Raw genomic sequence first — 24,473 nt, 5'->3', positions numbered from 1 at the left:
TCCGGCCGCGATCATCCGTGATCTGGACCTGCTGCGCCCGATCTACCAGCAGACCGCCGCGTACGGCCACTTCGGCCGGGAACTGCCGGACCTGCCGTGGGAGAGCACGGACCGCGCCCAGGACCTCAAGAACGCGGCCGGGTGACCGCCGTGTCCCGCGTCGTTGTGACCGGCTCCATCGCCACCGATCACCTGATGAGCTTCCCGGGTCGCTTCGCCGACCAGCTCATCGCGGACCAGCTGCACACGGTGTCCCTCTCCTTCCTCGTCGACGAACTCATCGTCCGGCGCGGGGGGGTCGGTGCCAACATCGCCTACGGTCTGGCCCAGCTCGGTCTGCGGCCGACACTCGTGGGAGCCGTCGGCGCGGACTTCGCCGACTACCGGTCCTGGCTGGAACGGCACGACGTCGACTGCTCGTCGGTCCTGGTCAGCGAGCAGGCGCAGACCGCCCGGTTCATCTGCACCACCGACCAGGACCTGTGTCAGATCGCCACCTTCTACGCCGGCGCCATGACCGAGGCGGTGGACATCGACCTCGCCGCGGTTCCGGCGGCCGGTGAGATCCCCGACCTGGTGGTGATCGCGCCCGACGTGCCCGGTGCGATGCTGCGCCACGCCGCCGCCTGCCGGCATGCGGGCTGGGCGTTCGCCGCCGACCCGTCTCAGCAGCTGGCCCGGATGTCCGCGGCCGACATCGCCGAGTTCATCACCGGCGCGCGCTACCTGCTGACCAACGAGTACGAGTACGGCCTGCTGTGCAGCAAGCTCGGCGCCTCGGACGCGCACGTACGCGCCATGGTGGGGGTCGTGGTGACCACGTGCGGCGCCGCTGGGGTCCGGGTCCGTACCGCCGACCGGGCCGCCGACGTGCCGGCGGTGCCGCTGGCGACCGTGGTCGATCCCACCGGCGGCGGGGACGCCTTCCGGGCCGGTTTCATCGCGGCGGTGGCGCGCGGTCTGTCCGACGAGACGGCCGCGGCGGTCGGCTGCCAGCTCGCCGGATACGCGATCCAGCAGGCGGGCGGCCAGGGGTACGAAGTTCGGCACCCGGACCTGCTCGCCGATCTGGAGGCGAACTACGGCGGGGAGACGGCGGCGGCGGTCCGGGAAGCCCTGCAGCCGGCCGTGGTCGTGACCGGATCTCCGGCGTGACAGCAGGGCCGGATGCGCCACGTCATCCCCGGCGCCGGAGCCGGGCATCGCGCTGCCACATCGCAGGTCCTGACATCCGTTCGCAAGCCGCCGGGCCGGGTCAGGGCTGACCACACCGGTGGCGCCGCCGCCGGGCCGGCGGCGGCGCCTCGCGGGCGAAAGATTCGTCAGTGGACCCGGGCGAGCACCCGCGGATCGGCGTGCGTGTCGTCCCCCGTGCCGTCGGTGCCGGTCGGGCGTCCGGGTAGCACCCGGTCCAGCCATCCCGGCAACCACCAGTTGGCCCGGCCCAGCAGCGTCATGGTCGCCGGCACCAGGACCATCCGCACCACCGTGGCGTCGATGAAGATCGCGGTGGCGAGGCCGAGCCCGAACATCTTGGTCGACGGGTCGTCGGCGATGGCGAAGGACAGGAACACCGCCACCATGATGAGGGCGGCCGAGGTGATGGTCCGGGCGGTGCCCGAGATGCCCTGCACGATCGCCTTGTTGTTGTCGCCGGTTCGCAGGTACTCCTCCCGCACGCGGGACAGCAGGAACACCTCGTAGTCCATGGACAGGCCGAACAGGATCGCGAACAGGAACATCGGGATGAACGACACGATCGGCACCGTCGCCTCCAGCCCGATCAGCGCACCACCCCAGCCCCATTGGAACACCGCGACCATGACGCCGTAGGCCGCGCCGATGCTCAGCAGGTTCAGCAGCACCGCCTTCAGCGGTACGAGCACCGACCGGAAGGCCAGCATCAGCAGCACGAACGACAACGCCAGCACGGCGGCTATCAAGATCGGTAGGCGTTCGCTGGTGCGGCGACCCACATCTGACAGGCTGGCCGCCGCACCGCCGACGTGGGCCTTCGACGGGCCCGGCCCGACCGCGGCGGGGAGCACCTCGGCGCGCAGCCGGGCGACGGTATCGGCCGTGGCCCGCTCCTGCGGTCCGGTGGTGGGGAACACCACGAGGGTGGCGATACCCGTGGCCTGATCGACTCGCGCCGGCCCGACCGAGGCGACGCCCGGGTCGGCGGCGACCGCTCCGGCGACCCGGTCCGCCGATCCTGGATCGCCCGCGAGGTCGACAGCGATGATGAGGGGGCCGTTGGTGCCCGGGCCGAACCCGTCGGCGACGAGGTCGTACGCTCGGCGCTCGGTGCGGCTTTCCGGAAGCGAGCCGTCGTCGGGCAGCCCGACGCGCAGGCCGAGGACGGGCAGCGTCGCGGCCAGCAGCAGCCCGGCAGCGCCGACCGCGTACGGCACCGGATGCCGGTTGACGTGCCCGATCCAGCGCCGCCAGCCGGGCGCGGGTGCGCCGCCCGCCGCCGCGACCCGCCGCCGCCCGAGCCGGCCCCGGCCGAGCAGCCGACCCAGCGTCCCGACCCGGGCCAGGCGTGGGCCGGCGGCGCCGAGGAAGGCCGGCAGCAGCGTCACCGACGCGACCACCATGATCAACACGACGAGGGAGACCGCGAGCCCGCCCATCGTCATGAACGGTACGTTCGAGACCGCCAGGCCGAGGATCGACACGACGACGGTGCCGCCGGCGAAGACGACGGGTCGCCCGGCCGTGGCCACCGCTCGCCCGGCCGCCTCGTGCGGCTCGAACCCGAGCTCGAGGTACTCGCGGTGCCGGACGAGCACGAACAGCGCGTAGTCGATGCCGACTCCCAGCCCGACCATGCTGCCGAGCACCGGGGCGAATGTCGGGATCTCGGTCACCCGCGCGAGCACGGTCATCGTGGCTACGCCGACGGTGAGGCCGAAGACCGCCATGCCGATCGGCAGCGCGGCGGCGGTGAGCGAGCCGAACGCCAGGAACAGGATCGCGGTCGCGGCGAGGAGGCCGATCAGCTCGCCGGTGCCGCCGCCGGTGTCGGAGAAGGCGAAGAACAGGTCCCCGCCCATCTCGATGCGCAGCGGCATCTCGCTGCGCAGCCGGTCCCCGAGGGCGACGAGGGCGTCGAGGTCGTCGGCCGACAGCCGGCTCTGGTCGGGGTACTGCACGCGGACGACGGCGATCCGTCCGTCGGCCGATACCAGGCCGGCGCTGACGGCGGCGTCCGCACCCCGGCCGAGCGCCTCGACCGGGTCGCTGGTGCCGAGCACGTGCGGGAGTTGCCTCACCTCGGCCTGTAGCCGCGTCAGCGCGGTACGCGCCGGGCCGGGTTCGAAGAACGTCGCCCGGCTGTCGGCGGGGGTGACGACCACCTGGGCGGTCATCCCTTCCTGGCCGGTGCCGGCCTGCTCGATCAACTGCGCGGCCCGCTGGGAGTCCAGCCCGGGAGCGGACATCGTGTCGGCGGTCCGGCCGCCGAAGGCGGTGGCGGCCAGGACTGCCAGCGCGGCGGCAAGCAGCCACGCCCCGATCACCCGCCACGGATGGCGGGCGGCGCTGCCACCCAGTCGGAAGAGGGCTTTCGAGAGCATGGGGGTCCTCCAACCACCTCGTCGGCCGCCTTCGCACGACCGCCGATGACCAGGGTCGTCACGGCGGCGCCGGCGGGCATCGGCCCGGGAGCCGCGGATCTGCCCGTCCCCGGACGGAGAGCGGCCCCGTTCTTTCGGCCGATGCGCGGCGCGGTGGGCTCCCTAGGCTGAGACCGTGCTGCGAGACGACGTGCGAAACCTGTGGACCGAACCGCGGTCCCCCGACGCCCCGGGCCGGGTGTGGCGGGACTGGGCGCTGCTCGCCGTGACCCTGGGCGGTGTGGTGCTGGAAGCCACGCTGCGGGACGACGTCGTGTGGCGGCCGGTGGCGGTGGTGCTGGGCGTCTGGCTGGCCGTCCTGCCCCTGTGGCGCCGGACCCGCCCGCTGGCCATGATCACTCTGGCGTTCGGCGCGATAATCCTGCTTCAGGTGGCCACGGTGGTGGCCGGCCCGCCGGAGCCGGTGGGCCTGTACTCCGGCATGGTGGTGCTCGTCCTGGTGTATGCGTTGCCCCGGTGGGGATCGGGCCGGGAGGTCGTGCTGGGCGGCGTGGTGATCCTCGCGGGCTTCGCGGTGTCGGCCGCGACGGACGACACGCCGGTCGGCGAGGAGATCGGGGGCCTGGTATTCCTGCTCATGCCCGCGGTGATCGGGGCATCCGTACGGTTCTGGCAAACCGCTCAGGAGCGGCAGCTGGAGCGGGTGCGCTCCCATGAGCGGGAGCGGCTCGCCCGGGAACTGCACGACACGGTGGCCCACCACGTCTCGGCCATGGTGATCCGCGCCCAGGCCGGCCGGGTGGTCGCCGGCGCTGACCCGGCCGCCGCTGTCGAGGCGCTGGAGGGGGTCGAGGAGGAGGGCGCGCGCACGCTGGAGGAAATGCGCGTCATGGTCGCGACCTTGCGCGACGGCGGCGCCGGCGCTGAGCTGGCGCCGGCAGCCGGTGTCGCCGATCTGGAACGCCTGCTGCGCGCCCCGGGTATCCGGCTCCGGGTGGACCTGGGGCTCGACGGCGACCTGGACGGGCTGCCCCCGGCCGTGGACGCGGCGGTCTACCGCATCGTGCAGGAGTCGGTGACCAACGCCATGCGCCATGCGGTGGACGCGACCGAGGTCATGGTCCGGGTCACCGGAGAACCGCAGAGGGTACGGGTGAGGGTGCGCGACGACGGCGCGCGAGCCGGCCGCGGTCGCGACGGGTACGGTCTTGCCGGGCTGCGAGAGCGCGCTGCCCTGCTCGGCGGGGAGCTGAGCGCCGGGCCGGGAACCGACCGGGGCTGGCATGTCGAGGCAGAGCTGCCGCGGGGGAGGGCGAACAACGGTGTCCATCCGCGTGCTCGTCGCTGACGACCAGCCGGTCATCCGTACCGGGCTGCGCATCATGCTGAACGCCCAGCCCGACATCGACGTGGTGGGCGAGGCGGCCGACGGGCGCGAGGCGGTCCGGCTGGCCCGGGACCTGCGACCCGACGTCTGCCTTTTCGACATCCGGATGCCCGAGCTCGACGGGCTGCAGGCCACCCGGCTGATCGCCGGCCCGGGCGTCGCCGCTCCGCTGGCCGTGGTCGTGATCACCACCTTCGACCTGGACGAGTACGTCTACGGCGCCCTGCGCGCGGGAGCACGCGGGTTCCTGCTCAAGGACGCGGGGCCCGAGTTGCTGGTGCAGGCCGTACGCTCTGCCGCCGACGGCGAGGCGCTCATCGCGCCGAGCGTCACAGTGCGCCTGCTGCGGGCGTTCGCGGAGGTACCGACCGGGCGGCCCGCCGCGCAGCCGATCTCCCCGGTCACCACCCGCGAGGAGGAGGTGCTGCTGGCCGTCGCCCAGGGCCTGACCAACGTCGAGATCGCCGATGCGCTGTACATCAGCCTGAGCACCGTGAAGACGCACCTGGCGAGCCTGATGGCCAAGCTCGGCGCCCGCAACCGCGTGGAGATCGCGATGTGGGCCTACGAGACCCGCCGGATCATCCCGAGCCCCTGAGCCCGGCGACCGTCAAGTGCCGTCTTGATGCGGACCTGGACGAGTGCGATCAACATCAAGACGGGAGACATCGCCGTCGGGTGTTCGGGGCGGGTCGTAGCACAGGCTCGCCGTGCTTGATCGGCGTCGCTACCGTCTGCCGTTCAGACCGCATCGGCGGTACGCCCGACCTCGACGGAGGCTTCGCCGTGACTCCCGAAGGCGCCTCTGCGGCGATCCCTGACCCCTGCGTGGCACGCCGTGCAGTCCTGGGTGCCGCCGCAGCTCTTGCCCTGCCGCTCGCCCTCGACGGGTGTGCAAGCGAGCCACCGGCACCAGCACCGCACAGCGCGCCCGGCTCTCCGCCGGCCGGCGCTGCGGATCCTCTCGAACTGACGACCACGGCGAAAGTCCCCCTCGGTGGCGGCATCGTGGTGGACGGAGTGCTCATCACTCAGCCCGAGCCGGGCAAGTTCCGGGCGTTCGACGCCACGTGTCCCCACCGCGGAGCGACGGTCAGCCCGCCACGCGCCGGTGTCATCACCTGCGCGGCCCACAACTCGCGGTTCCGGGAGACCGACGGCGCCCGGGTCAGCGGCCCGGCGACCAGCCGACTCACCAGGATCTCGGTCTCGGTGCAGGGCGACACCATCGTCATCCCCTGACCTGCTCACAGCCCGGGTGACGTCGTCGCGCGACCTCGGCCCTCGGGCGGGCGCTGCACGGCGACCGCACCGTCCAGGCTCACGCGCGCCGGCGCACGGAGCATTCTGTTTGTCTTGGGTAGGTCTGCGCAGTCGACCTCATCGGGTTCCACGCCGCGGGCCGGCAGCACCACGTCATGACCCGGGGCAAGGGCGCACCCTCGGCTATTGCTGGTAGGCCAGGGTGGTCATCATGCCGGTCTCGGCGTGGTAGATGTTGTGGCAATGGATCATCCACCGGCCGGGGTTGGTGGCGTCCAGGTCGACGGCGACGCTCTGGTTCGGCAGCACGATCACGGTGTCCTTGCGGACGCCGGTGCCCGCGACGGCAAAGGTGTGTCCATGCAGGTGCATGGGATGGAACATGCTGGTGCGGTTGACCAATTGCAGGCGGATTCGTTCTCCGTGCCGTACGAGCGTGGGCGCGGAGTGGGCGAAGGTGGCGCCGTTGATGGTCCACCGGTACGGCATCATCGCTCCGCCGAGAACAAGCCGGTGGACGCGGTCGGGATCCCGCTCGGCCAGCCGTACGGCGTCAGTGGCGCGCAGCGTGCCGGTGAGCAGCACCTGGCGGTCCAGCTCGGTCGGCCGGACGGTCGGGGCGGGCCGTGTCCCGGAGCCGGTCCGCACGATGGCGAGGGCCTGCCCGGCCTTGCCTTCGGCCGCGGCGACCAGCGGGAACACGCCGTCGGAGAGTTCCACGGTGACGTCGCAGCGCTCGCCCATGCCCAGCAGTAGCGCATCGGTGACGACCGGGGTGACCGGGAAGCCGTCGGTGTGGGTGACCGTGAGCCGGTGTCCGCCGAGCGCGATGCGGAAGGCGGTGTCGGAGGCGGCGTTGACGATGCGGATGCGTAGCCGTTGACGGGGTTTCGCGGTCAGCACCGCCGGCGCGGCCGGCACCCGGCCGTTGATCAGATAGTGCGGGTAGACGACATCGCCGGCCCCGCCCAGCAGCGGCGAGGTCATCGTTTCCATCCCGCCCATCGCCATGCCGCCACCCATGTGCATCCCGCCCATGTCCATGCCGCCCATGTCCATGCCGCCCATGGTCTGCAGGGAGGCGAGGACCTGATCGGGCGTGCGGCCGGTGCCGTCGACCCAGTCGTCGAGCACCACGATCCACTCGTTGTCATAACCGCCGGGCTCGGCCGGGTCGTCGACGACCAGGACGCCGTACAGGGCGCGATCGAGTTGCACGCCGGAGTGCGGGTGGTAGAAGTAGGTGCCGGGGTCGGGGGCGGTGAACTCGTAGGTGTGCCGCGCGCCCGGCGCGATGGGCCGTTGGGTGAGGCCGGGGACGCCGTCCATGTCGTTGCGCAGCGCGATGCCGTGCCAGTGCACGCTGGTGGCGGTGGGCAGGTGGTTGACCACTTCGGCGCGGATGAGGTCGCCGGCCCGGGCCCGGATCAGCGGACCTGGCGCCGTGTCGGCGTAGCCCCAGGTCTGCACGGTGGGGCCGCCCAGATCGAGCGTGACCGGCCGCGGGGTGAGCGTGGCCAAGACGGTGGCGCTGCCGGTCCGGCGGCGGGCGGCCTCGACGCGTGCCACCAGCGTCGAGTCCGGGGCCACCAGGGCGGGGTCAAAGCGCAACAGGCCGCCGGCCCACGCGGCTGCTCCGGCGGTCGCGGCTATGCCCGCTGCGCCGGCGATGCCGGCCAGCAGTCCGCGCCGGGTGAGGGCGACTGACATGGGACATCTCCTTGGTAGCGGCCGGACGTCAGATGTCTTCGACTCCAGACTCGGCGGCATGTGTGCGCAAACCCGCGACGTTGTCTGAAGATTTGATGAAGCCATCTGCCGGTCGGTCAGTGGGTGCGAGCACCGAGTCCGGCCGTCACCACCATGGTCTCGAATCCTGCGGGCGGGCCGATCCCGCTGCTACTGCGCTTGCGGCGCCGATTCGGCACTTGGCGGGCCGCGTCGAGGACGCAGTGCCGCATGTGGTCGTCGAGCAGACCGAGCGCGACCTGCTGCAGCGCCCGGTTCGCGGCGCTGAGCTGGGGCCACAGGGCTGGTCATGACCGTTCACCTCCATGGTGGGCACCGCCGCGGGACGGGTGCATCACCAGTGTCAGCGGTGATACCCCGGTGGGGTAGTGACCTGGGACCCACCGTCTCGGGCCGACCGTCTCTACCCCCCGGGGGTATCCACGACCAGGGTGGTCGGTGAAGGCTTCGGCGTCACGCCCGGGAGGCGGACATGAACACCAAGGTCGCCACCACCCCGCCGGATTCCACTCCGGCCGGCGAACACGCCGCGACGGTTCTCGCGGCGCACGGCATCACCAAGTCCTACCGGGGCGGCTGGCCGGTGCGCCGGCGGCGCCCGGTACTGCGCGGCGCCGACCTGACCGTACGGGCCGGTGAAGTGGTCGGACTGGTCGGCGAGAACGGCTCCGGTAAGTCCACCCTGATGAAGATCCTGGTCGGCGCGCTGGCCGCCGACGACGGCACCGTCGAGCGCGCCGGGCGGCTCGGCTACTGCCCGCAGGAACCGCTGGTCTACGCCCGGCTGACCTGTGACGAACACTTCGACCTGTTCGCGCACGCCTACGGCATGACCGCCGCCGCCGCAGACCGGTCCCGGCGCGCGCTCTATGAACAGCTCGGCTTCGCCCGGTACGCGCACGTGCGCGCCGATCAGCTCTCCGGCGGCACTCTGGCCAAGCTCAACCTGAGCCTGGCCCTGCTCGCCGACCCGGACGTGCTGCTGCTCGACGAGCCCTACGCCGGGTTCGACTGGGACACCTACCAGAAGTTCTGGGGCCTGGTCGCCCGGCACCGGGACGCCGGGCGCAGCGTGCTGATCGTCAGCCACTTCGTCGTGGACGAGGATCGCTTCGACCGCATCGTCGAGGTCCGTGACGGTAAGGCGGTGCCGCGATGACCACCGTCGTGTTCGTGCGCCGCTTCCTGGCCGACTACGCCCGCAACCGGGTCAACCTGTTGCTGCTGGCCGTCGTACCGGTGGTGTTCGTGGTCGTCGTGGCCGGCGCGATGGCCGACGCGGCCAAGCTGCTCGGCGGCCCCGGCGGCGCCGCGGTGCACACCGCCGCCGCCGGCTGGGCGGCAGGGTTCCTGGCCGGCATCGCCATGTACTTCCAGACATCCGCCACCCGCGACACCGACCGCCGCGTTGTCATCGCCGGACTGCCCGCGGCTCGCCTGGTCGCCGCCCGCCTGGCCACCGGGGTGATCCTGGCGCTGTTCGCGTCCGCCGTCGCCCTGGTCGCCCTCGCCGCCCGCACCGGCATCGGCACGCCGATCCGGGCGATCACCGGCACCGTCATGTTCGCGATCATCTACCTGGCCATCGGCGCCATCGTCGGCACGACCGTCGCCAACCCGGTCAACGGCACCGTGATCGTGCTGTTCGTGTGGATCCTGGACGTGTTCTTCGGCCCTGCCATGGGCGCCCGTGACTGGCTGGCCACCCGGGGCCTGCCGACCCACTTCGTCACCCTCTGGATGGTCGAACTGCCCTCCGGGCATCCCGGCCGCCTCGGAGACCTGGGCTGGGCGCTGACCTGGACCGCCGCGGCTGTCGCCGCCGCGTGGGTGCTCGCCGCCACCCGCAGCCGCACCGCCGGTACCCGTCTGCACCGCACCCGGGCCGGCAGTGCCGCCCGCCAACTCGGCGCCGCGCTGCACGCCGCCTGGCGCGACGCCCGACGCAACCCCACCCTCTGGGCCCTGTTCGTCGTCGTACCCGTGGTCTTCATCATCACCGCCGACGCCGTCACCCCCGACGAGCCCATCACTCTGACCCTCACCGAACACGGGCGCCACATCGCGCAGACCTTCGCGATGCCGCAGGTGCACGGTGCCACCATGGCTCCGATCGCGATCGGCGCGCTCGCCGCCCTGGTCGGCCTGTTCACCATGCTGGACAGCCGCGACGGCGACCGCCGCGCCGCCCTGGCCGGCCTGCGCCCGGCCGCGCTGCTCTGCGCCCGCCTCGGCGTGCTGTCCGGCGCGGCGCTCGCCGCGACCGCGGTCTCGCTCACCGCTACCGCCCTGGTCTTCGACGCCACCCGATGGCCGACCTACGCCGCCGCGAACGTGCTGATCGCGTTCACCTACGCCCTCATCGGCGCTCTGCTGGCCCCGATGTTCGGCCGGGTCGGCGGGGTGTTCATCGCGTTCCTGCTGCCGTTCCTGGACATCGGCATCGTGCAGAGCCCCATGCTGCACCCCGAACCGACCAGCTGGTCGCGCCTGCTGCCCGGCTACGGCGGCTCGCGCATCCTGCTCGACGGAGCGCTCACCAGCGGCTTCGACGAGACCCGGCCACTGCTGCTCGGGTCGGCCTGGTTGGTCGGCCTGGCGCTGATCGTCGCGCCGGCGTACCGGCGCACGATCCGGCCGGTGCACCAGCGTCGCCGGCGAACCGCGATGACCGGCGTCGCGGCGCCCGGGGCGGCTCCCGGCCGCCGGCACCACCGATTGCCCGCCCGTCGCCACGATGCAGCTTCAAACAGCCGGCCCGGCCCTCGTTGATGGCCCCGCGGCGGGCAGGGTGACCGCGAAGGCGGCTCCGGTGCCAGGACCACCGCTGTGGGCGGTGACCTGCCCGCCGTGTTCGGTGATGATGGCACGCACGATCGCCAGCCCGATACCGGAGCCACCACGGTTGCGGTCGCGGGCAGCGTCGGCGCGGTAGAAGCGCTCGAAGACGTGCGGAAGGTGCTCGGCGGCGATGCCCTCGCCGGTGTCGGCGACCGTGATCCGGACGCCGGATCGATCAAGGTCGGCGATGATGGTGACGGTGCCGCCGGCCGGGGTGTGGCGCAGGGCGTTGTCGAGCAGATTGCCCAGTACCTGACCCAGGCGTTCGACATCGGCATGCAGCTCGGGAAGGTCGGCCCCGACGGTCGTGGCCAGCGTGACGCCCTTGTCCGTGCAGCGCGGGCGGGCCGCCGCCACGGCGGCCCCGACCAGGTCGGCCACGGCGACGCGGCGGGGATGCAGATCGAGCTGGTGTTCCTCGGCCCGGGACACCGCGGCGATGTCCTCGGCGAGCCGGCGCAGCCGCCCGGTCTGGGTGCGCAGCACCGCCCAGGTGTCCTCATCGGGCACGAGCACGCCGTCCTCGGCGGCGTCGACGTACGCCTCGATCGTCGCCACCGGGGTACGCAGCTCGTGGCCCACATCGGCCAGCAGCCGCCGCCGGGTCGCCTCGACCTGCGCCAGCCGGCCGGCCATCGCGTTGAACGCGGCGACCACGGTGTCGAAGTCGGCGCCGAGGCCGGGCGCTGCCACCCGGGTGTCGTAGTTGCCGTCGGCGATGTCGGTGGCCGCGGCAGCGAGTTGACCGACCGGATGCGCCACCCGGCGGGCCACGTAGGCGCTGACCGCCAGGGCGGCGGCCAGCGCGGCGACCAACGCCACCGTCAGCGACACCGCGCTGGCCGAGGCGTACGCCTCCTCGACGTGGCGGGCCGTGTCCTCCTCGACGTGGCCGGCGATCTGGCGCAGGTGGTCGTGGAAGATGGCCGGGCCGACCGCGGCGGTGACCAGACCGAGCGTGACGGACCCGGCGAGCACGACCAGTGTCTGGGCGGCGAACAGCCGGCCGGCCAGGCCCAACCTCGGCGGAGGCACCAGCCGGGCCATCAGCGTTCGCCCATCCGGTAGCCGACGCCGCGGACGGTGCGGATGTAGCGGGGTGCGGCGGGGTCGTCGCCGAGTTTGCGGCGCAGGTGCCCGATGTGCACGTCGACCAGGTGCTCGTCGCCGACCCATCCGTCTCCCCAGACGGCGTCGATGAGCTGCCGACGGGAGAACGCCATCCGCGGCCGGGCGGACAGGGCGGCGAGCAGGTCGAACTCGGTGCGGGTGACCTCGACCGGCCCGCCGTCGACGGAGACCTCGCGGGCACTGACGTCGATGGACAGCGCGCCGAAGGTGCGGGCCGGCTCTTCACCCGCAGCGAGGGCTCCGCCGCCCCCGCTGCGGGGGCGGCGCAGCATCACCCGTACCCGGGCGACCAGCTCTCGCGGGCTGAACGGTTTGGTGAGGTAGTCGTCGGCGCCGACCCCGAGGCCGATGAGCTTGTCGACCTCGTCGGCGCGGGCGGTGAGCATCACGATGTAGCAGTCGGTGAAGGTGCGCAGCTGCCGGCACACCTCGATGCCGTCCAGGCCGGGCAGACCGAGGTCGAGCACCACCACGTCCGGCCTTTGCTCGCGGGCGGCCTCCACCGCTGAAGGACCGTCGAACGCGCAGGCGACGTCGTGGCCGTCGTGTTCGAGATAACTGGCGACCACCTTGGCCAGGCTCTGTTCGTCGTCGACGACCAGCACACGGGTACTCATGGCGTCCATCCTGCCGGGCGTTGCGGGGAAACCAGCGGACGTTGCTCTATCCATGTCCCCCGTGGTCTCCGTGCCGGGAGGAGGCAGCCGATGGGGTGGGAAGGATCACCGACATACGGGCGGCGGCCGGTGCCGGAGGCCGGGGCGTGTAGCTGATGCCGTTCGGCTGCTTGCCCACCTTGATGGTGGCGACCGTGGTGCGCTTGGGGAGGTCGATGACGGAGACGGTGGAGTCGTAGACGTTGGTGACCCACGCGCGTCGGCCGGTGGGATCGATGACCACGCCGTGTGGGCCGGACCCGGTGGCGATGCTGCCGGCCGTGGTCATCGTGGCGGTGTTGATCACCGACAGGGCGGTTCCGGGTTTGTCCGTGCTGCCCTGGTCGGCCGAGAGGAGGGTGGCCGCGTCCGGGGTGAGGTAGATCTGTGCCGGTGCGGCCGGCACCTCGGTCCGCCCGGCGACCCTGCGGGTCCGCAGGTCGATTTTGACGACGCTCGAGGGCTGCGTGATGCTGGCGTACGCGTACCGGTTGTCCGGGGAGACGGCCACCTGGACGACGGGCCCGCCTACCGGCACGGTGGCGGTCCTGGTGTCGGTGCGGGCGTCGATCAGGTCGACTGTGCCGGCCTTGAGGTTGGCCACCACCAGGGTGGCGCCGTCCGGGCTCGGGCGCAGCCCGTGGGGGCCGCCGCCGAGGCTGATGCTGCCGGCCGGGGTCAGGTCGGCACGGTAGACCGACACGGTGCCGGCGTCGTAATTGGTCACGTAGGCCTTCTGCCCGTCCGGGGTCAGCACCACGTGCGACGGGCCGGCAGCGGTGGTGGCGGCGGCGGCGAGGCGGTAGGTGGCGGCGTCCAGGGCGGCCACCGTGCTGGTGTGTCCGCTGACCGCGTACACCCTGGTGCCGTCCGGGGCGACCTGCACGTTGTGCGGGCCTTCGATGCCCTCGACGGTGGTGACCACGGCGTTGGTGGCGGCGTTGATGACCGACAGGCTGTGCCCGCCCTCGTTGGCGACCCACACCGTGCCCGTGATCCCCTCGGCCGGCGGGCTCGACACGGGAAAGTCAGGGCTGGCCGTGGCATCGGCCGTCGACGCGCATCCTGCTGCCAGGGCGACCAGGGCCACAACACCGGCGGTCATGACCCCGCGCGTTCCCCGCACTCTCATGCCGTCTCCTCCCGCAAAGCCGGCGCGGATCGCCGGTACCGGTCCACGGTCACCACCGGACCCGAAGAAAGCGGCGGGCAAACCATGAACGTTCCATGAAGGCGCCGGCCACCCGCGCGTCCGAGAGCAACCACGTCGACAGCCGCAGGTTGACCGCGGCCGCCGCCGAACCACGGCCTTCAGCGAACCTTCACCACTTCACCGGTGGGTTCATCACCCCGGCGGATCACCGTTGACCGTGTACAGCGAATGTGTTCCGACCCGGGAGGGCGAGATGGTTCCGAGCTTCTGCGGCGCCATGGGGTTGGCCGGATGGCTGGTCATGCTGCTGGTCTGGACTGCCCTGATCGCCGCGGTGGTGTGGGGCATCACCCGTCTGTTCCCGGACCGGAAGCAGGCCACCGCGCCGACACCGCCGCGCCGGCGCGAGCGCGAGGACGTCGAGCCGCCGCTCGTCGAATCCCGCCCGCGCTGAACCCGGCCGATCATCGGGAGGATGTCATGCACGGCCAACACATGAAGTACCTCGTCGTCGCGGCAGGCGCACTGATCGTCGGCCTCCTGGCGGCCGGCAGCTCGCTGCAAGCGGTGCTGCCGTTCCTGCTGCTGCTGGCATGCCCGCTGATGATGGTCTTCATGATGCGCGGTATGAGCGGGCACGACGCCGACCGCCGCAATACCACCCATGACCACGACGATGCCGCCCCGCAACGGTAGGCGCACCCCGCCTGAGCGCCGACTGGCTTCGCCGAACCTTCAGCGCACCACGACCCCCAACTCTCATCCGGGCCGGCAAGCCCGGAAACCTCGGACACCACCGCCCGGCCTGCCCGGGACTTCACCCTCACCGACACCAGCGGCGCCACCGTCAAGCTCGCCGACCTGCGTGGCCGCAACGTGGTGCTGTACTTCAACGAAGGCGCCGGCTGCCAGTCCTGCATACTGCAAATGGCCGACATCGAGCGCAAAGCCGCCGCATTCACCGCCGCGAACATCACCGTGCTACCGATCGTGATGAACACCGCCGAACAGATCAAGGCCGACATGGCCGCCAACGGGGTGAAGACCCCGTTCCTGCTCGACGACGGCACCGTCTCGGCCGCCTACGGCACCCTCGGCAAGGGCATGCACCAAGGACTGCCCGGGCACAGCTTCGTGCTCATCGACGCCCAGGGCACCCAGCGCTGGTACGGCGAGTACCCGTCGATGTACCTGTCCTCGGCCGACCTGCTCGACCAGATCCGCCAGTACCTGCCGTGACCACGACAGATAGATGATGAAGGTTCTGCTGATCTGGGGGGAGATCACCGTGCATCCCACCGGAGGGTGGGTGGCGCAGCGGGCCCGGAACCTGCTGATGGACCTGGGCGAGCAGGCGCACCGGTTCCGGTATCTGATCCGGGACCGGGACACCAACAGCCTGCGGATGGGTCCGTGGCGAAGGGCGGCGCCGGCTTCAGCGGCCTGCTCGGCGGTGTACGACCGCAAGGCCGCCCTTGGCCGGGGCCACGGCGACGCCGCGGCTGTGCGAGCGTTCCGGCGCGGCGGTCGTCGGTTCGAGGGAGAAATCGCGCAGCAGGGTGCGCAGGACGACGTCCATCTCCAGCGTGGCGAAGGCGGCGCCGATGCAGCGCCGGACGCCGCCGCCGAACGGGATCCAGCCGTACGTGTCGGCGCGCGCGCCGACGAAGCGGTCCGGGTCGAAGACGGCGGGGTCGGGGAACAGGTTCTCGTCGTCGTGCAGCAGCGCGATGCACGCGGTGACAACGGTGGCGCGGGGCAGCGTCCAGCGGCCGATCCGCAGTGTCTCGGCGCGTACCTGTCGTGAGGTCATCTCGATGACCGGCCGCACCCGCTGCACCTCGATGAGGGTCGCCGCACGCAGCAACCCGCCGCCGGCGTCGGCCTCGTCGGTGAGCCGGCGCAGCAGATCGGGGTGGCGGCGCAGCCGCTCGACGGCCCAGGCCAGCGTGGTGGCCGTGGTCTCGTGCCCGGCCGCGAGCAGGGTCAGCAGCTGGTCGGCGATCTCGCTGCGGCTCATGGCCGAGCCGTCGTCGTAGCGGGCCTGTACGAGCATGGCGAGCACGTCGTCGCGGTCGCCGAGGCCGGGGTCGCCGGTCGCCCGGTCGATGAGCCGGTTGATGACGGCGTCGTACCGTCGCCGGTAGCGCCGGAAGCGCGCGCCGGGCCCGTAGCCGCCCAGGTCGCGCCGGACCGTGGGCAGCACGGCGAGCACCGAGCCGAGCGTGACCATCGGCGGCAGCAGGGTGCGCAGTTCGTCGAGCTCGGCACCCTCGGCGCCGAAGACCGCGCCGAGGATCACGTTGAGCGTGATGCGCATGGTCGACGGCATGACCGGGAAGGGCCGGCCCTGCGGCCAGGAGGCCGTCTCGCGCCTCGTCTGGTGTTCGATGAGCGATTCGTACGCGCGCAGCCGGCGCCCGTGGAACGGCGGGGTGAGCAGTTTGCGCTGCCGCCGGTGCTCCTCGCCGCGGATGGCGAAGAACGATCCCGGTCCCAGGACAGCGCCGAGATTGGCGTCGGGGGTGTCCGCGTCCTCGGGTGCGGTCTGGAACAGCTCGCGCACCTCGGCCGGGTCGGCGAGCATCACCATCCGGCCCATGGACAGCGACTCGACGGTGAACGCCGAGCCGTACCGCGCGCGCAGGCGTTCCATGGTGCGGCGGCGCGCGATCGCGAAGCTCAGGGCCTGGACCAGGCGCGGGCTGGTGGGGCCGTCCGGCAGGACGGCAGGGGGCAGAGTTGCCGCCGGCATCGCACACCTCCGTTGGTACGCTCACGTACCAGGCCACGGTACGTGCGCGTACCGGGCCGCGCAAGGCGTGGTCCCGAGCCGTGGCCCGCAGGCGTATTACCGTGTGCGGGGTGACCACCACTGACGTGCCGGCTGCGACGGACGCCGGTTACCGGCGCCGGCTCCTCGACGGCATGGCAGCGTGCATCCGCGAACGCGGCTACCCGGACACCACGGTGGCCGACGTCGTCCGGGCGGCTCGAACGTCTCGGAGGACCTTCTACGCGACCTTCTCCGACCGCCAGGAGTGCCTGGTCGCCCTCCTGCACGAGAGCAGCCAGCGCACCATCGCCCGGATCTCCGCCTCCGTCGACCGGGCCGCGGCCTGGGAGGTCCAGGCCCGCCAGGCGATCGAGGGGTGGATCGCCGCGGTGCAGGCGGACCCGCCGATCAGCCTCAGCTGGATCCGTGACGTGCCGGCCCTCGGCGCCGGCCACGCACGGCTGTTCCAGCGGGAGACGATGCGCGCGTTCGTCGACCTCATCCAGGACCTGACCGACACCCCCCACCTGCGGGCCGCCGGCGTGCGACCACCGTCGGAACAGACCGCGACCATCCTGCTCGGCGGCCTGCGCGAGCTGATCGCCGCCACCGTCGAGGACGGCCGCGACGTGGAGACCATCGTCGACGCCGCGACCGAGGCCACCCGGAGGCTGCTCGGCCCCCGCCCGTGAGCCGCCCGGGCGGGTCTCGCCGATCACCCCGGGGGCGACCCGGGTGACGAGCTGACGCTCAGCGACGCCGCTCCGGGACAGCAGGGCCACACGCCTCTTCCCGCCGGCGGCGCGACATGGCACGGTGGGGTCCGGCTCGGCCGGCACCGCCGCACGGCGGCCGCCCGGGCCGGGATGAGAAAGTTCTCATCCCGGTCCCATGAAGCTGCGGGTCTTCGGAATCAGGATCACCAGATGGGCTGGAAGACGGTCGTCGGAACCGGTTCGATCATCGTGGCCGTCGTGGGCGGTTGCTGGTGGGCGGTCGCTGCCTCGGCGGTTCCGCCCACCCCGGTGATCGGTCCCGCCCTGGTGGTCACGCCGGCGACCGGGATCCCGTCGCCGCCGTCCGCCGTCGCGACCCGCTCGCCCGACCCCGTGACACCCGCCGCTTCGGAGCCGCCGTCGCCGTCGCCGTCGGCGTCGGCGACATCGGCCCGGGACATCGAGTCGCCGGAGGCCGTCGACCGACGGTGGGTGCGGCCGGTCGACGGCGACGACGAGCACGACGGCCAGGACGAGGACGACGAGGGGGAGGCCGATTGACCGGCGCCGCGCGCACCCGGGACCGCGCACCCGGCACCGTCGGGGTACGTGCCCGGATCCTCGCCGCCGTGCTGGGCCTGGCCGGCCTCGGCATCCTGGTCACCGGGGTCGCCTCCAGCGTGGTGAACCGCCGGCAGCTCATCGCGGCGGTCGACGCGGACCTGCGGACCGAGGCCGACGAGTTCCGCGCCCACGTCCAGCAGGTGTCCGGCAGCCCGGGCGCGGCGAGCGACGTCCGCTCCCTGCTGCGCTCCGGCCTGGAGGTGCAGGTCCCGATGGGCGACCAGGTGCTGCTCGGGATGGTCGACGGGGTGCCGACCTACATCACGGCGGGCGACCGGCCGTTCCCGCTGGAGACCGAGGCCGCGCTGATGGCGCGGATCGCCGCGCTCCCGCCGGACGACCCGAGCCGGATCCGGCAGGCGGACACCACTGCCGGCCCGATCCGGTACGTGACCGTGCAGCTGCGGGTCAGCGGCGAGTCCCGGCGGGGCGTCTTCGTGGTGGCGACGAGCCTTCGTCCCGCGTACCGCTCGCTGGTCCGCAACGCCCAGCAGTACGCCCTGTTCTCCGCCGGTGCCCTGGTGCTGATCGGGGTGGGCGGCTGGCTCGTCGCCGGACGGTTGCTGCGGCCGCTGCGGCTGCTGCGGGTGGCCGCCGACCGGATCTCGCACACGGACCTGGCCTCGCGGATCCCGGTGACCGGGCACGACGACATCACCCAGCTGACCACCACCGTCAACAACATGCTCGACCGCCTGCAATGGGCGTTCGACACCCAGCAGCAGTTCCTCGACGACGCCGGGCACGAGCTGCGCACCCCGCTCACCATCGTGCGCGGCCACCTCGACGTGCTCGACGTGCACGACCCGGCCGAGGTGACGGCCACCCGCGACATCGTGGTCGACGAGCTGGACCGGATGACCCGCCTGGTCAACGACCTCATCCTGCTGGCCCAGTCGCGGCGGCCCGACTTCGTCCGGCTCGAGCCGGTCGACCTCGACCGGCTGCTCCGCGAGGCGCTCGACAAGGCGCAAGCGCTCGCCGAGCGGCGCTGGCTGCTGGACGCCGTCGTGCCGCTGGTCGTCGCGGCCGACGCGCAACGCCTCACCCAGGCGCTGCTCCAGCTCGCCGACAACGCGGTGAAGCACACCGGCCCGAACGACACCATCGCCTTCGGCGCCCAGGAGACCACCGCGGGCATCACCCTCTGGGTCCGCGACACCGGCGCCGGGGTGCCCGAGGCGGACGTCGACCGGATCTTCGAGCGTTTCCAGCGGTCGATGCCCTCACGCGGCCGGGAAGGGTCCGGGCTGGGCCTGTCCATCGTGTCGGGGATCGCCGCCGCGCACGGCGGGCGGGTCATCCTCGCCCACGGCCGGCCCGGTGCCACCTTCGCCCTGATCCTGCCGCTGACCGTGCTGGCGCGGCCGGCCCGGCCGATCCGGCGCCGGCCGGCCGTTGACTCCGCGCCGGGCGGTCCGGCGCCGGCCGGTCCGCGGGCCGCCGCCGGGCATCCACCGTGGACGCGCCGATGAACCGGATCCTGGTCGCCGAGGACGAGCAGCGGATCGCCTCGTTCATCGACAAGGGCCTGCGCGCCGGCGGCTTCGCGGTCACGGTCGTGAGCGACGGCCCCGCCGCCTTCGCGGCCGCCATGTCCGGCGGCCACGACCTGGTCCTGCTCGACCTGGGGCTGCCCCTGCTCGACGGCTTCGCCGTGCTGCAGCGCCTGCGGCAGGCCGGCAACCGCACCCCGGTCATCATCCTGACCGCGCGGTCCGGCCTCAACGACACCGTGGCCGGCCTGCAGGGCGGCGCCGACGACTACATCGCCAAGCCGTTCCGGTTCGACGAGCTGGTCGCCCGCATCCGGCTGCGGCTGCGCGCCGCCCATCCGGCGGTCGAGGTCACCGTCCTGCGGTACGGCGACCTCGCCCTGGACGTGACCACCCGGCGCGCGGCGGTGGGCGGTCGCGAGGTGGAGCTGTCCACCCGCGAGTACCACCTGCTGGAGACCCTGCTGCGGCACCCCGGCCAGGTGCTCACCCGGGAGCAGCTGCTGAGCCGGGTCTGGGGGTACGACTTCGACCCGGGCTCGAACGTGGTCGATGTCTACGTCCGCTACCTGCGCCGCAAGCTCGGCGCCGAGCGGATCCAGACGGTCCGCGGCGCCGGCTACCGGCTGACCGAGGGCGGTAACCCGGCCGGCCGATGAGAGGGCTCTCATCGGCCGCACCCGGTCGCCCTCATCCGGCCCGGCCAGGATCGGTCCGTGCGGCGGGTTCCCACCCGTCCCCGGACTGAAGGAGTCGGCATGAGACCCAGGTACCGCACCGGCGCTGCCGCCGCCGCGGCGGCGGCGTTGCTGACCGGCGCCGGATTCGCCACCCTGCGCGCCCCGGCCGCGCCCGCTCCGGCCGAGGCCGCCGAGGTGGTCGCCGAGACGTCACCCGCCGACGACCCGGACGACCTGGCAGCGTCACTCGCGGCGCTCCGCGACGAGGCCGCCGAGCTCAGGGCCGAGATCGCCGACCGCAAGAAGGCGCGCAGGGCCGCCGCGGCCCGGGCCGCCGCCACACCCGACGAGCCCACTCCGGCACCGACCGCGTCCCGGGCGACCCAGGCTCCCCCGACCGACGCCACCACGGGGGCCAGCGGAGCCGGCGACGACGAGGAACACGGCGAGGACGACGAGCACGATGACGAGGAGCAGGGTGACGATGACTGACGAACCCGGCCGCCGGCCCCGGCTGTCCACGGTCGCGTTGCTGGCACCCGCGGCCGCCGCCGTTCTGGCCGGCAGCCTCGCCTGGTCAGCCGCCCACCCGCCGGCGCCGGCGGCGCCGGCCAAGGCGGCCGCCACCGTCGGACCCAGCCCGGACCCCGCGGTCGCCCTGCGTGCCCGGCAGGCCCGCGACCTCGAACGCCTGCGCAAGGACGTGACGTCGTTGCGCGCCGAGCTGAAGGACCTGGCCGGTGCCGAGACCGCCCCCCGGCCCGGTGCGCGCGGCTCCGGCGCGACCGAGCGGGCCACGGCCAAGCCGCGGGCCACCGCCAAGCCGCGACCCGCCCGGACCACCCCGCCGCCGGTCCAGGCCACGACCGGTGCCTCGTGACGACCCGGGAGGCCGGCCCGGCCGCGGCCGCGCAGACGACGACCTTCCCGGCCATGGCCACCCGGGTCACGCTGCGGGTGGCAGACCCCGGCCCGGCCGCCGGCGACGCCCTCGCCGCGGCCCGTGCGGTGTTCGCCCGCGTCGAGGCCGCCTGCACCCGGTTCGACCCGCGGAGCCCGTTGATGCGGGCCAACGCCGACCGGACCAACTGGCACGCCGTACCGCAGGAGTGCTACCTGGCGGTGGCCGAGGCGGCCCGGGCCCATCGGGAGACCGGCGGGCTGTTCGACCCCCGGGTCCTGGACACGCTCGTCGCCCTCGGCTACGACCGGACCCTGCCGTTCCGGTCCGGGGTCACGCTGACCGGCACCGGTCCGGCGCGCACCGTCCGGACGCCGCCCGCGGCGTCCCCGTGGCTGCCCGGCCTCGACCCGGACAGCCGGTCGATCCGGCTCGGCGCGGACCGGATCGACCTCGGCGGGATCGGCAAGGGCCTGGCCGTCCGCCTGGCCGCCCGGGCCCTTGCCCACGCCGGTGGCGGCCACCTGATCGAGGCGGGCGGCGACTGCCACGTCGCCGGTGGTGGCCCGGACGGCGACGGCTGGCGCATCGGCGTCGAGGACCCGGCCGGGGGAGCGGACCCGGTGGCCGTGCTGCGCCTCGCCGACACCGGCTGCGCGACTTCGTCGTTGCGGGTCCGGTCGTGGCGGGTGGACGGCACGACCGTGCACCACCTGATCGACCCGCGCACCGGCCGCAGCGCCCAGGGCGGCCTGCTGTCGGTGACCGTGCTGGACCCCGATCCGGTCCGGGCCGAGGTCTGGAGCAAGTCGCTGCTCATCGCGGGGCGCGGGCGGATCGCCGGGCTGGCCGCCCGGCGCCACCTGCCCGCGCTGTGGGTGGACGACAGCCGTCAGGTCGCGGTGAGCGCGGCGATGGCACCGTACGTCATCTGGACGGCGCCCGATGCCACCTGAATCCGCGCCGGCGCCGCTGCGGTTCGCCGCCCGTCCGCGGCGGGCGTACCTCGACATCCTGGCCATCACCGCCGGCAGCGGGCTGGCCGCCTGGCTGTCCGGCCGCGCGGTCGGCGCGGTCGCCGGCGATCGTAATGCACCGTGGATCGTCGGCCGCGCCTCCGGGATCGCCGCGTACCTGCTGCTGGTCGCGCTGGTCGTGCTGGGCCTGCTGCTGTCGCATCCCCGGCGGACCCGCTGGCGGCGGCCCGGTCCCGAGCTTCGGCTGCGCCTGCACGTCGGCCTGGCCGTGTTCACCCTCGCCCTGCTCGTGCTGCACGTGGTCGTGCTCGCCACCGACGAGTACGCGAAGGTCGGCTGGTGGGGTGCCCTGCTGCCGATGGCCTCGCGGTACCGTCCGGCGGCGGTGACCCTGGGTGTCCTGGGCGCCTACTGCGGCCTGCTGACCGGGCTCACCGCCGTGCTCGCCGGCCGGCTGGCCCGCCGCGTCTGGTGGCCGCTGCACAAGACGGCCATGGCCGGCCTGGTGCTGGTCTGGGCGCACGGGGTCCTGGCCGGCAGCGACAGCGCGGCGCTGCGCCTGATGTACCTGGCGACGGCGGCCGGCGTCCTGGCCCTGGCCGTCAGCCGGTACGCCGCGCGGACCCCCGCCGACCGGGTCCGGGACCTGGCCCGCGCCCGCCCGCCGCGCCGGGGGCCGGCCCGATGAGGCCCGACCTGCGCCTGGTCACCGCGGAGCGGCCGGTTCACCGCGCCGCGCCGGTCCCGCTGCTGGGCGGCCTCGTCCGCTACCGGTCCGCCGACCGGCGGCGGATCGCCGGGCCGCGCCCGGACGACCTCGCCGACCACCTCGACCGGCACGGCCACCGGCCGTCCGGCCTGGGCCGGGCCGGCGCCGAGCTGATCGCCGCGATGGCCGCCGCCGCGCTGACCGGCCGGGGCGGCGCGCATTTCCCGGCGGTCGCCAAGTGGCGGGCGGTGCTGGCTGCGGGCGGCGGCGGGTACGTGGTGGCCAACGCCGCCGAGGGTGAACCGGCCAGCGCGAAGGACACCGCCCTGCTCCAGCACCGCCCGCACCTGGTCCTGGACGGGCTGGCCGCGGCCGCCGAGGCGCTGGGTGCGACCGGGTCCGTGCTGTGGCTGCACGACACCGCCCACGACACCCACCTGGCGGTCAGCCGGGCCCTCACCGAGCGGCGGGCCGCCCGCCTGGCGGAGCCGCCGGTACGGGTCCTGTCCGGCCCCGAGCATTACCTGACCGGCGAGTCCAGCGCGGTCCTCAACGGCATCGCGGGCGCCCCGGCGCTGCCCGCCTTCCGCCGGATCCCGGCCGCGCGCTCCGGCCTGCACGGGCGACCCACCCTGGTGCAGAACGTCGAGACGCTGGCCCGGATCGCCCTGCTCGCTCGCGGCGGCGCGGCAGCCGCCACGGGCGGACCGCTGGTGACCGTGGTGTCGGGCGGAACGCTGACCGTGTGTGAGCCGCCGCCGCACGTCACCCTGGACGGGCTGCTGTGGCACCTCGGGCTGCTCGGCCCCGGGATCCGGCCGCCCCGGGCGGCGCTGTTCGGCGGCTACGGCGGCGCCTGGGCGAGCTGGCCCGCGATGGCGGACCGGACGCTCGGCCGGCTGGACGGCCGGCGACCGGACGGCCGGCGCGGGCCGTACCCGGGCGATCCCGAGCCGTCGCTGGGCGCCGGGGTGATCGCCCCGCTCCCGCGCGACGGGTGCGGGCTGGGCGAAACCGCAGCCGTGCTCGGCTACCTGGCCCGGTCGAGCGCCGGGCAGTGCGGCCCGTGCGTCTTCGGCACCCGCGACCTGGCCGAGGCCATGGCGCGGCTGGCCGCCGGCCGGGCGCGCCGCGCTGAGATCGGTCGCCTGCACCGGCTCCTCGGCGAGGTCGACGGGCGCGGCGCGTGCGCCCTGCCGGACGGCGCCACGCGGCTGGCCCGAACGGCGCTGGAGGTGTTCCCCGACGATCTGGACCACCACCTGAGCGGCCGCCGGCACCGCGGCGCCGCCGCGGTGCTCCCGGTTCCCGGAGCGGGCCGGTGAGCAACCGCGAACCGGCCGCGCGGGCCCGGCTCCGCGTCGACCCAGTGGCCTGCGACGGCATCGGGATGTGCGTCCACCTCGCACCCGGACTGATCACCTTGGACCGGTGGGGGTACCCGATCATCGCCGGCGTGCTGTCGCGGGGCGCCGACGTGCGCGCGGCCCGCGCCGCGACGGCCGGCTGCCCGCGCCGGGCGCTGCTGCTGGAGATCTCAGGTCAGGACAGCGGTGCTGCCGTCGCGATCAGCGATCCGGATCGGGATCGATCGGGCCGCCGACCTCGGGCACCCGGAGTTGGACGCGGTAGTGGGTGAACAGGGGCAGGATGAGGCCGAACCGATTGCCGTAGAAGGCGCGGTGGGGTCGGGCCGCTCGTCGGTGCTGGTTGATGACGCCGCCGAGGACTCGTGTTCGCCGCGGCGGGCCGTCGAACGCGACCGTGTCTGGGTCGTGGTCGGGGGGTGTTGGGCGAGGCTCTGGTGTGGCCGGTGATCGACGCGCGGGCGGG

General features: G+C 73.6%; 26 protein-coding genes and 1 pseudogene. 20 read left to right on the top strand and 7 right to left on the bottom strand.

Going from position 1 to position 24,473, the window contains the following annotated elements:
* On the top strand, positions 1-145 hold a 145-nt coding region (locus ACIBQZ_RS26600; RefSeq protein WP_396091506.1), incomplete at its 5' end, for a methionine adenosyltransferase domain-containing protein.
* A gap of 50 nt (positions 146-195) precedes the next feature.
* On the top strand, positions 196-1,155 hold the full coding sequence (locus tag ACIBQZ_RS26595) for a carbohydrate kinase family protein (RefSeq protein WP_396091505.1): 960 nt from the start codon (positions 196-198) through the stop codon (positions 1,153-1,155).
* Positions 1,156-1,322: 167 nt separating this feature from the next.
* On the opposite strand, the gene ACIBQZ_RS26590 is transcribed toward ACIBQZ_RS26595, so the two are convergent.
* A complete protein-coding gene (locus tag ACIBQZ_RS26590) occupies positions 1,323-3,581 on the bottom strand; it encodes an MMPL family transporter (protein WP_396091499.1) in 2,259 nt (752 codons plus the stop codon).
* Between the two features lie 175 nt (positions 3,582-3,756).
* On the opposite strand from ACIBQZ_RS26590, the gene ACIBQZ_RS26585 reads away from it, so the two are divergent.
* From ACIBQZ_RS26585 to ACIBQZ_RS26575, 3 genes are all read left to right on the top strand, one after another.
* Complete coding sequence (locus ACIBQZ_RS26585; protein ID WP_396091498.1) at positions 3,757-4,929, top strand: sensor histidine kinase; 1,173 nt, start codon at positions 3,757-3,759, stop codon at positions 4,927-4,929.
* Positions 4,904-5,566 carry a response regulator gene (locus ACIBQZ_RS26580; RefSeq protein WP_396091497.1) on the top strand — a complete coding sequence of 221 codons (663 nt, stop codon included), beginning with the start codon at positions 4,904-4,906 and terminating at the stop codon, positions 5,564-5,566. The genes ACIBQZ_RS26585 and ACIBQZ_RS26580 overlap by 26 nt, the downstream gene beginning before the upstream one ends.
* A gap of 422 nt (positions 5,567-5,988) precedes the next feature.
* Positions 5,989-6,210, top strand: coding sequence for a Rieske (2Fe-2S) protein (locus ACIBQZ_RS26575; RefSeq protein ID WP_396091496.1), 222 nt, complete (start codon positions 5,989-5,991; stop codon positions 6,208-6,210).
* Positions 6,211-6,414: 204 nt separating this feature from the next.
* On the opposite strand, the gene ACIBQZ_RS26570 is transcribed toward ACIBQZ_RS26575, so the two are convergent.
* Positions 6,415-7,941 (bottom strand): multicopper oxidase family protein, encoded by a 1,527-nt coding sequence (locus ACIBQZ_RS26570; protein ID WP_396091495.1) that lies wholly within the window; start codon positions 7,939-7,941, stop codon positions 6,415-6,417.
* A 116-nt stretch (positions 7,942-8,057) separates the two neighbouring features.
* Positions 8,058-8,261 (bottom strand): metal-sensing transcriptional repressor, encoded by a 204-nt coding sequence (locus ACIBQZ_RS26565; protein ID WP_396091504.1) that lies wholly within the window; start codon positions 8,259-8,261, stop codon positions 8,058-8,060.
* 191 nt (positions 8,262-8,452) lie between these two features.
* On the opposite strand from ACIBQZ_RS26565, the gene ACIBQZ_RS26560 reads away from it, so the two are divergent.
* Positions 8,453-9,139 (top strand): ATP-binding cassette domain-containing protein, encoded by a 687-nt coding sequence (locus ACIBQZ_RS26560; protein ID WP_396091494.1) that lies wholly within the window; start codon positions 8,453-8,455, stop codon positions 9,137-9,139.
* Positions 9,136-10,752, top strand: a complete 1,617-nt coding sequence (locus ACIBQZ_RS26555; RefSeq protein ID WP_396091493.1) for a hypothetical protein — start codon at positions 9,136-9,138, stop codon at positions 10,750-10,752. Before ACIBQZ_RS26560 ends, ACIBQZ_RS26555 begins: the two co-directional genes overlap by 4 nt.
* Here ACIBQZ_RS26555 and ACIBQZ_RS26550 read toward each other — a convergent pair.
* From ACIBQZ_RS26550 to ACIBQZ_RS26540, 3 genes are read right to left on the bottom strand one after another with little or no spacing between them, the layout of a single operon-like run.
* Positions 10,726-11,868 carry a sensor histidine kinase gene (locus tag ACIBQZ_RS26550; RefSeq protein ID WP_396091492.1) on the bottom strand — a complete coding sequence of 381 codons (1,143 nt, stop codon included), beginning with the start codon at positions 11,866-11,868 and terminating at the stop codon, positions 10,726-10,728. The genes ACIBQZ_RS26555 and ACIBQZ_RS26550 overlap by 27 nt on opposite strands.
* The gene (locus tag ACIBQZ_RS26545; protein ID WP_396091491.1) at positions 11,868-12,569 is read right to left on the bottom strand and encodes a response regulator; all 702 of its coding nucleotides are present in this window, start codon (positions 12,567-12,569) and stop codon (positions 11,868-11,870) included. Before ACIBQZ_RS26545 ends, ACIBQZ_RS26550 begins: the two co-directional genes overlap by 1 nt.
* A gap of 46 nt (positions 12,570-12,615) precedes the next feature.
* A complete protein-coding gene (locus tag ACIBQZ_RS26540; RefSeq protein ID WP_396091490.1) occupies positions 12,616-13,740 on the bottom strand; it encodes a beta-propeller fold lactonase family protein in 1,125 nt (374 codons plus the stop codon).
* A 232-nt stretch (positions 13,741-13,972) separates the two neighbouring features.
* On the opposite strand from ACIBQZ_RS26540, the gene ACIBQZ_RS26535 reads away from it, so the two are divergent.
* The 3 genes and pseudogenes from ACIBQZ_RS26535 to ACIBQZ_RS26525 all read left to right on the top strand — a co-directional run.
* Positions 13,973-14,215 carry a hypothetical protein gene (locus tag ACIBQZ_RS26535; protein WP_396091489.1) on the top strand — a complete coding sequence of 81 codons (243 nt, stop codon included), beginning with the start codon at positions 13,973-13,975 and terminating at the stop codon, positions 14,213-14,215.
* A 41-nt stretch (positions 14,216-14,256) separates the two neighbouring features.
* Positions 14,257-14,457, top strand: coding sequence for a DUF2933 domain-containing protein (locus tag ACIBQZ_RS26530; protein WP_396091488.1), 201 nt, complete (start codon positions 14,257-14,259; stop codon positions 14,455-14,457).
* A 117-nt stretch (positions 14,458-14,574) separates the two neighbouring features.
* A pseudogene (locus ACIBQZ_RS26525) lies at positions 14,575-15,000 on the top strand (peroxiredoxin family protein); the annotation flags it as partial.
* Between the two features lie 196 nt (positions 15,001-15,196).
* Here the strand turns inward: ACIBQZ_RS26525 and ACIBQZ_RS26520 are convergent.
* Positions 15,197-16,516, bottom strand: a complete 1,320-nt coding sequence (locus ACIBQZ_RS26520) for a cytochrome P450 (protein WP_396091487.1) — start codon at positions 16,514-16,516, stop codon at positions 15,197-15,199.
* 110 nt (positions 16,517-16,626) lie between these two features.
* On the opposite strand from ACIBQZ_RS26520, the gene ACIBQZ_RS26515 reads away from it, so the two are divergent.
* The 10 genes from ACIBQZ_RS26515 (at position 16,627) to ACIBQZ_RS26470 (ending at position 24,279) form a co-directional block, all read left to right on the top strand.
* Positions 16,627-17,229, top strand: a complete 603-nt coding sequence (locus tag ACIBQZ_RS26515; RefSeq protein WP_396091486.1) for a TetR/AcrR family transcriptional regulator — start codon at positions 16,627-16,629, stop codon at positions 17,227-17,229.
* Positions 17,230-17,463: 234 nt separating this feature from the next.
* Positions 17,464-17,814 carry a hypothetical protein gene (locus ACIBQZ_RS26510; protein WP_396091485.1) on the top strand — a complete coding sequence of 117 codons (351 nt, stop codon included), beginning with the start codon at positions 17,464-17,466 and terminating at the stop codon, positions 17,812-17,814.
* On the top strand, positions 17,811-19,352 hold the full coding sequence (locus ACIBQZ_RS26505; protein WP_396091484.1) for a sensor histidine kinase: 1,542 nt from the start codon (positions 17,811-17,813) through the stop codon (positions 19,350-19,352). Before ACIBQZ_RS26510 ends, ACIBQZ_RS26505 begins: the two co-directional genes overlap by 4 nt.
* On the top strand, positions 19,349-20,032 hold the full coding sequence (locus ACIBQZ_RS26500; protein WP_396091483.1) for a response regulator transcription factor: 684 nt from the start codon (positions 19,349-19,351) through the stop codon (positions 20,030-20,032). The genes ACIBQZ_RS26505 and ACIBQZ_RS26500 overlap by 4 nt, the downstream gene beginning before the upstream one ends.
* 99 nt (positions 20,033-20,131) lie before the next feature.
* Positions 20,132-20,545, top strand: coding sequence for a hypothetical protein (locus tag ACIBQZ_RS26495; RefSeq protein ID WP_396091482.1), 414 nt, complete (start codon positions 20,132-20,134; stop codon positions 20,543-20,545).
* Positions 20,538-20,933 (top strand): hypothetical protein, encoded by a 396-nt coding sequence (locus ACIBQZ_RS26490; RefSeq protein ID WP_396091481.1) that lies wholly within the window; start codon positions 20,538-20,540, stop codon positions 20,931-20,933. The genes ACIBQZ_RS26495 and ACIBQZ_RS26490 overlap by 8 nt, the downstream gene beginning before the upstream one ends.
* Entirely contained in the window at positions 20,930-21,910 is a 981-nt protein-coding gene (locus ACIBQZ_RS26485) for an FAD:protein FMN transferase (RefSeq protein WP_396091480.1), read from the top strand. The genes ACIBQZ_RS26490 and ACIBQZ_RS26485 overlap by 4 nt, the downstream gene beginning before the upstream one ends.
* Positions 21,900-22,619 carry a hypothetical protein gene (locus tag ACIBQZ_RS26480; protein ID WP_396091479.1) on the top strand — a complete coding sequence of 240 codons (720 nt, stop codon included), beginning with the start codon at positions 21,900-21,902 and terminating at the stop codon, positions 22,617-22,619. Before ACIBQZ_RS26485 ends, ACIBQZ_RS26480 begins: the two co-directional genes overlap by 11 nt.
* Positions 22,616-23,965 carry an NADH-ubiquinone oxidoreductase-F iron-sulfur binding region domain-containing protein gene (locus ACIBQZ_RS26475; protein WP_396091478.1) on the top strand — a complete coding sequence of 450 codons (1,350 nt, stop codon included), beginning with the start codon at positions 22,616-22,618 and terminating at the stop codon, positions 23,963-23,965. The genes ACIBQZ_RS26480 and ACIBQZ_RS26475 overlap by 4 nt, the downstream gene beginning before the upstream one ends.
* A complete protein-coding gene (locus tag ACIBQZ_RS26470; protein WP_396091477.1) occupies positions 23,962-24,279 on the top strand; it encodes a ferredoxin in 318 nt (105 codons plus the stop codon). Before ACIBQZ_RS26475 ends, ACIBQZ_RS26470 begins: the two co-directional genes overlap by 4 nt.
* Positions 24,280-24,473 lie beyond the last annotated feature (194 nt).

Source organism: Actinoplanes sp. NPDC049599 (genome assembly GCF_044465625.1).
GTDB lineage: Bacteria > Actinomycetota > Actinomycetes > Mycobacteriales > Micromonosporaceae > Actinoplanes.
Note: the sequence above shows the minus strand (reverse complement) of the source record. Positions and strands in the feature narration are given on the sequence as shown.

Excerpts from the sequence above, each read along its gene's own strand:
- ACIBQZ_RS26595 (WP_396091505.1), top strand. The coding sequence starts at position 196 with ATGAGCTTCCCGGGTCGCTTCGCCGACCAGCTCATCGCGGACCAGCTG.
- ACIBQZ_RS26590 (WP_396091499.1), bottom strand. The coding sequence starts at position 3,581 with ATGCTCTCGAAAGCCCTCTTCCGACTGGGTGGCAGCGCCGCCCGCCAT.
- ACIBQZ_RS26570 (WP_396091495.1), bottom strand. The coding sequence starts at position 7,941 with ATGTCAGTCGCCCTCACCCGGCGCGGACTGCTGGCCGGCATCGCCGGC.
- ACIBQZ_RS26560 (WP_396091494.1), top strand. The coding sequence starts at position 8,453 with ATGAACACCAAGGTCGCCACCACCCCGCCGGATTCCACTCCGGCCGGC.
- ACIBQZ_RS26555 (WP_396091493.1), top strand. The coding sequence starts at position 9,136 with ATGACCACCGTCGTGTTCGTGCGCCGCTTCCTGGCCGACTACGCCCGC.
- ACIBQZ_RS26550 (WP_396091492.1), bottom strand. The coding sequence starts at position 11,868 with ATGGCCCGGCTGGTGCCTCCGCCGAGGTTGGGCCTGGCCGGCCGGCTG.
- ACIBQZ_RS26545 (WP_396091491.1), bottom strand. The coding sequence starts at position 12,569 with ATGAGTACCCGTGTGCTGGTCGTCGACGACGAACAGAGCCTGGCCAAG.
- ACIBQZ_RS26540 (WP_396091490.1), bottom strand. The coding sequence starts at position 13,740 with ATGAGAGTGCGGGGAACGCGCGGGGTCATGACCGCCGGTGTTGTGGCC.
- ACIBQZ_RS26530 (WP_396091488.1), top strand. The coding sequence starts at position 14,257 with ATGAAGTACCTCGTCGTCGCGGCAGGCGCACTGATCGTCGGCCTCCTG.
- ACIBQZ_RS26520 (WP_396091487.1), bottom strand. The coding sequence starts at position 16,516 with ATGCCGGCGGCAACTCTGCCCCCTGCCGTCCTGCCGGACGGCCCCACC.
- ACIBQZ_RS26510 (WP_396091485.1), top strand. The coding sequence starts at position 17,464 with ATGGGCTGGAAGACGGTCGTCGGAACCGGTTCGATCATCGTGGCCGTC.
- ACIBQZ_RS26500 (WP_396091483.1), top strand. The coding sequence starts at position 19,349 with ATGAACCGGATCCTGGTCGCCGAGGACGAGCAGCGGATCGCCTCGTTC.
- ACIBQZ_RS26495 (WP_396091482.1), top strand. The coding sequence starts at position 20,132 with ATGAGACCCAGGTACCGCACCGGCGCTGCCGCCGCCGCGGCGGCGGCG.
- ACIBQZ_RS26490 (WP_396091481.1), top strand. The coding sequence starts at position 20,538 with ATGACTGACGAACCCGGCCGCCGGCCCCGGCTGTCCACGGTCGCGTTG.
- ACIBQZ_RS26480 (WP_396091479.1), top strand. The coding sequence starts at position 21,900 with ATGCCACCTGAATCCGCGCCGGCGCCGCTGCGGTTCGCCGCCCGTCCG.
- ACIBQZ_RS26475 (WP_396091478.1), top strand. The coding sequence starts at position 22,616 with ATGAGGCCCGACCTGCGCCTGGTCACCGCGGAGCGGCCGGTTCACCGC.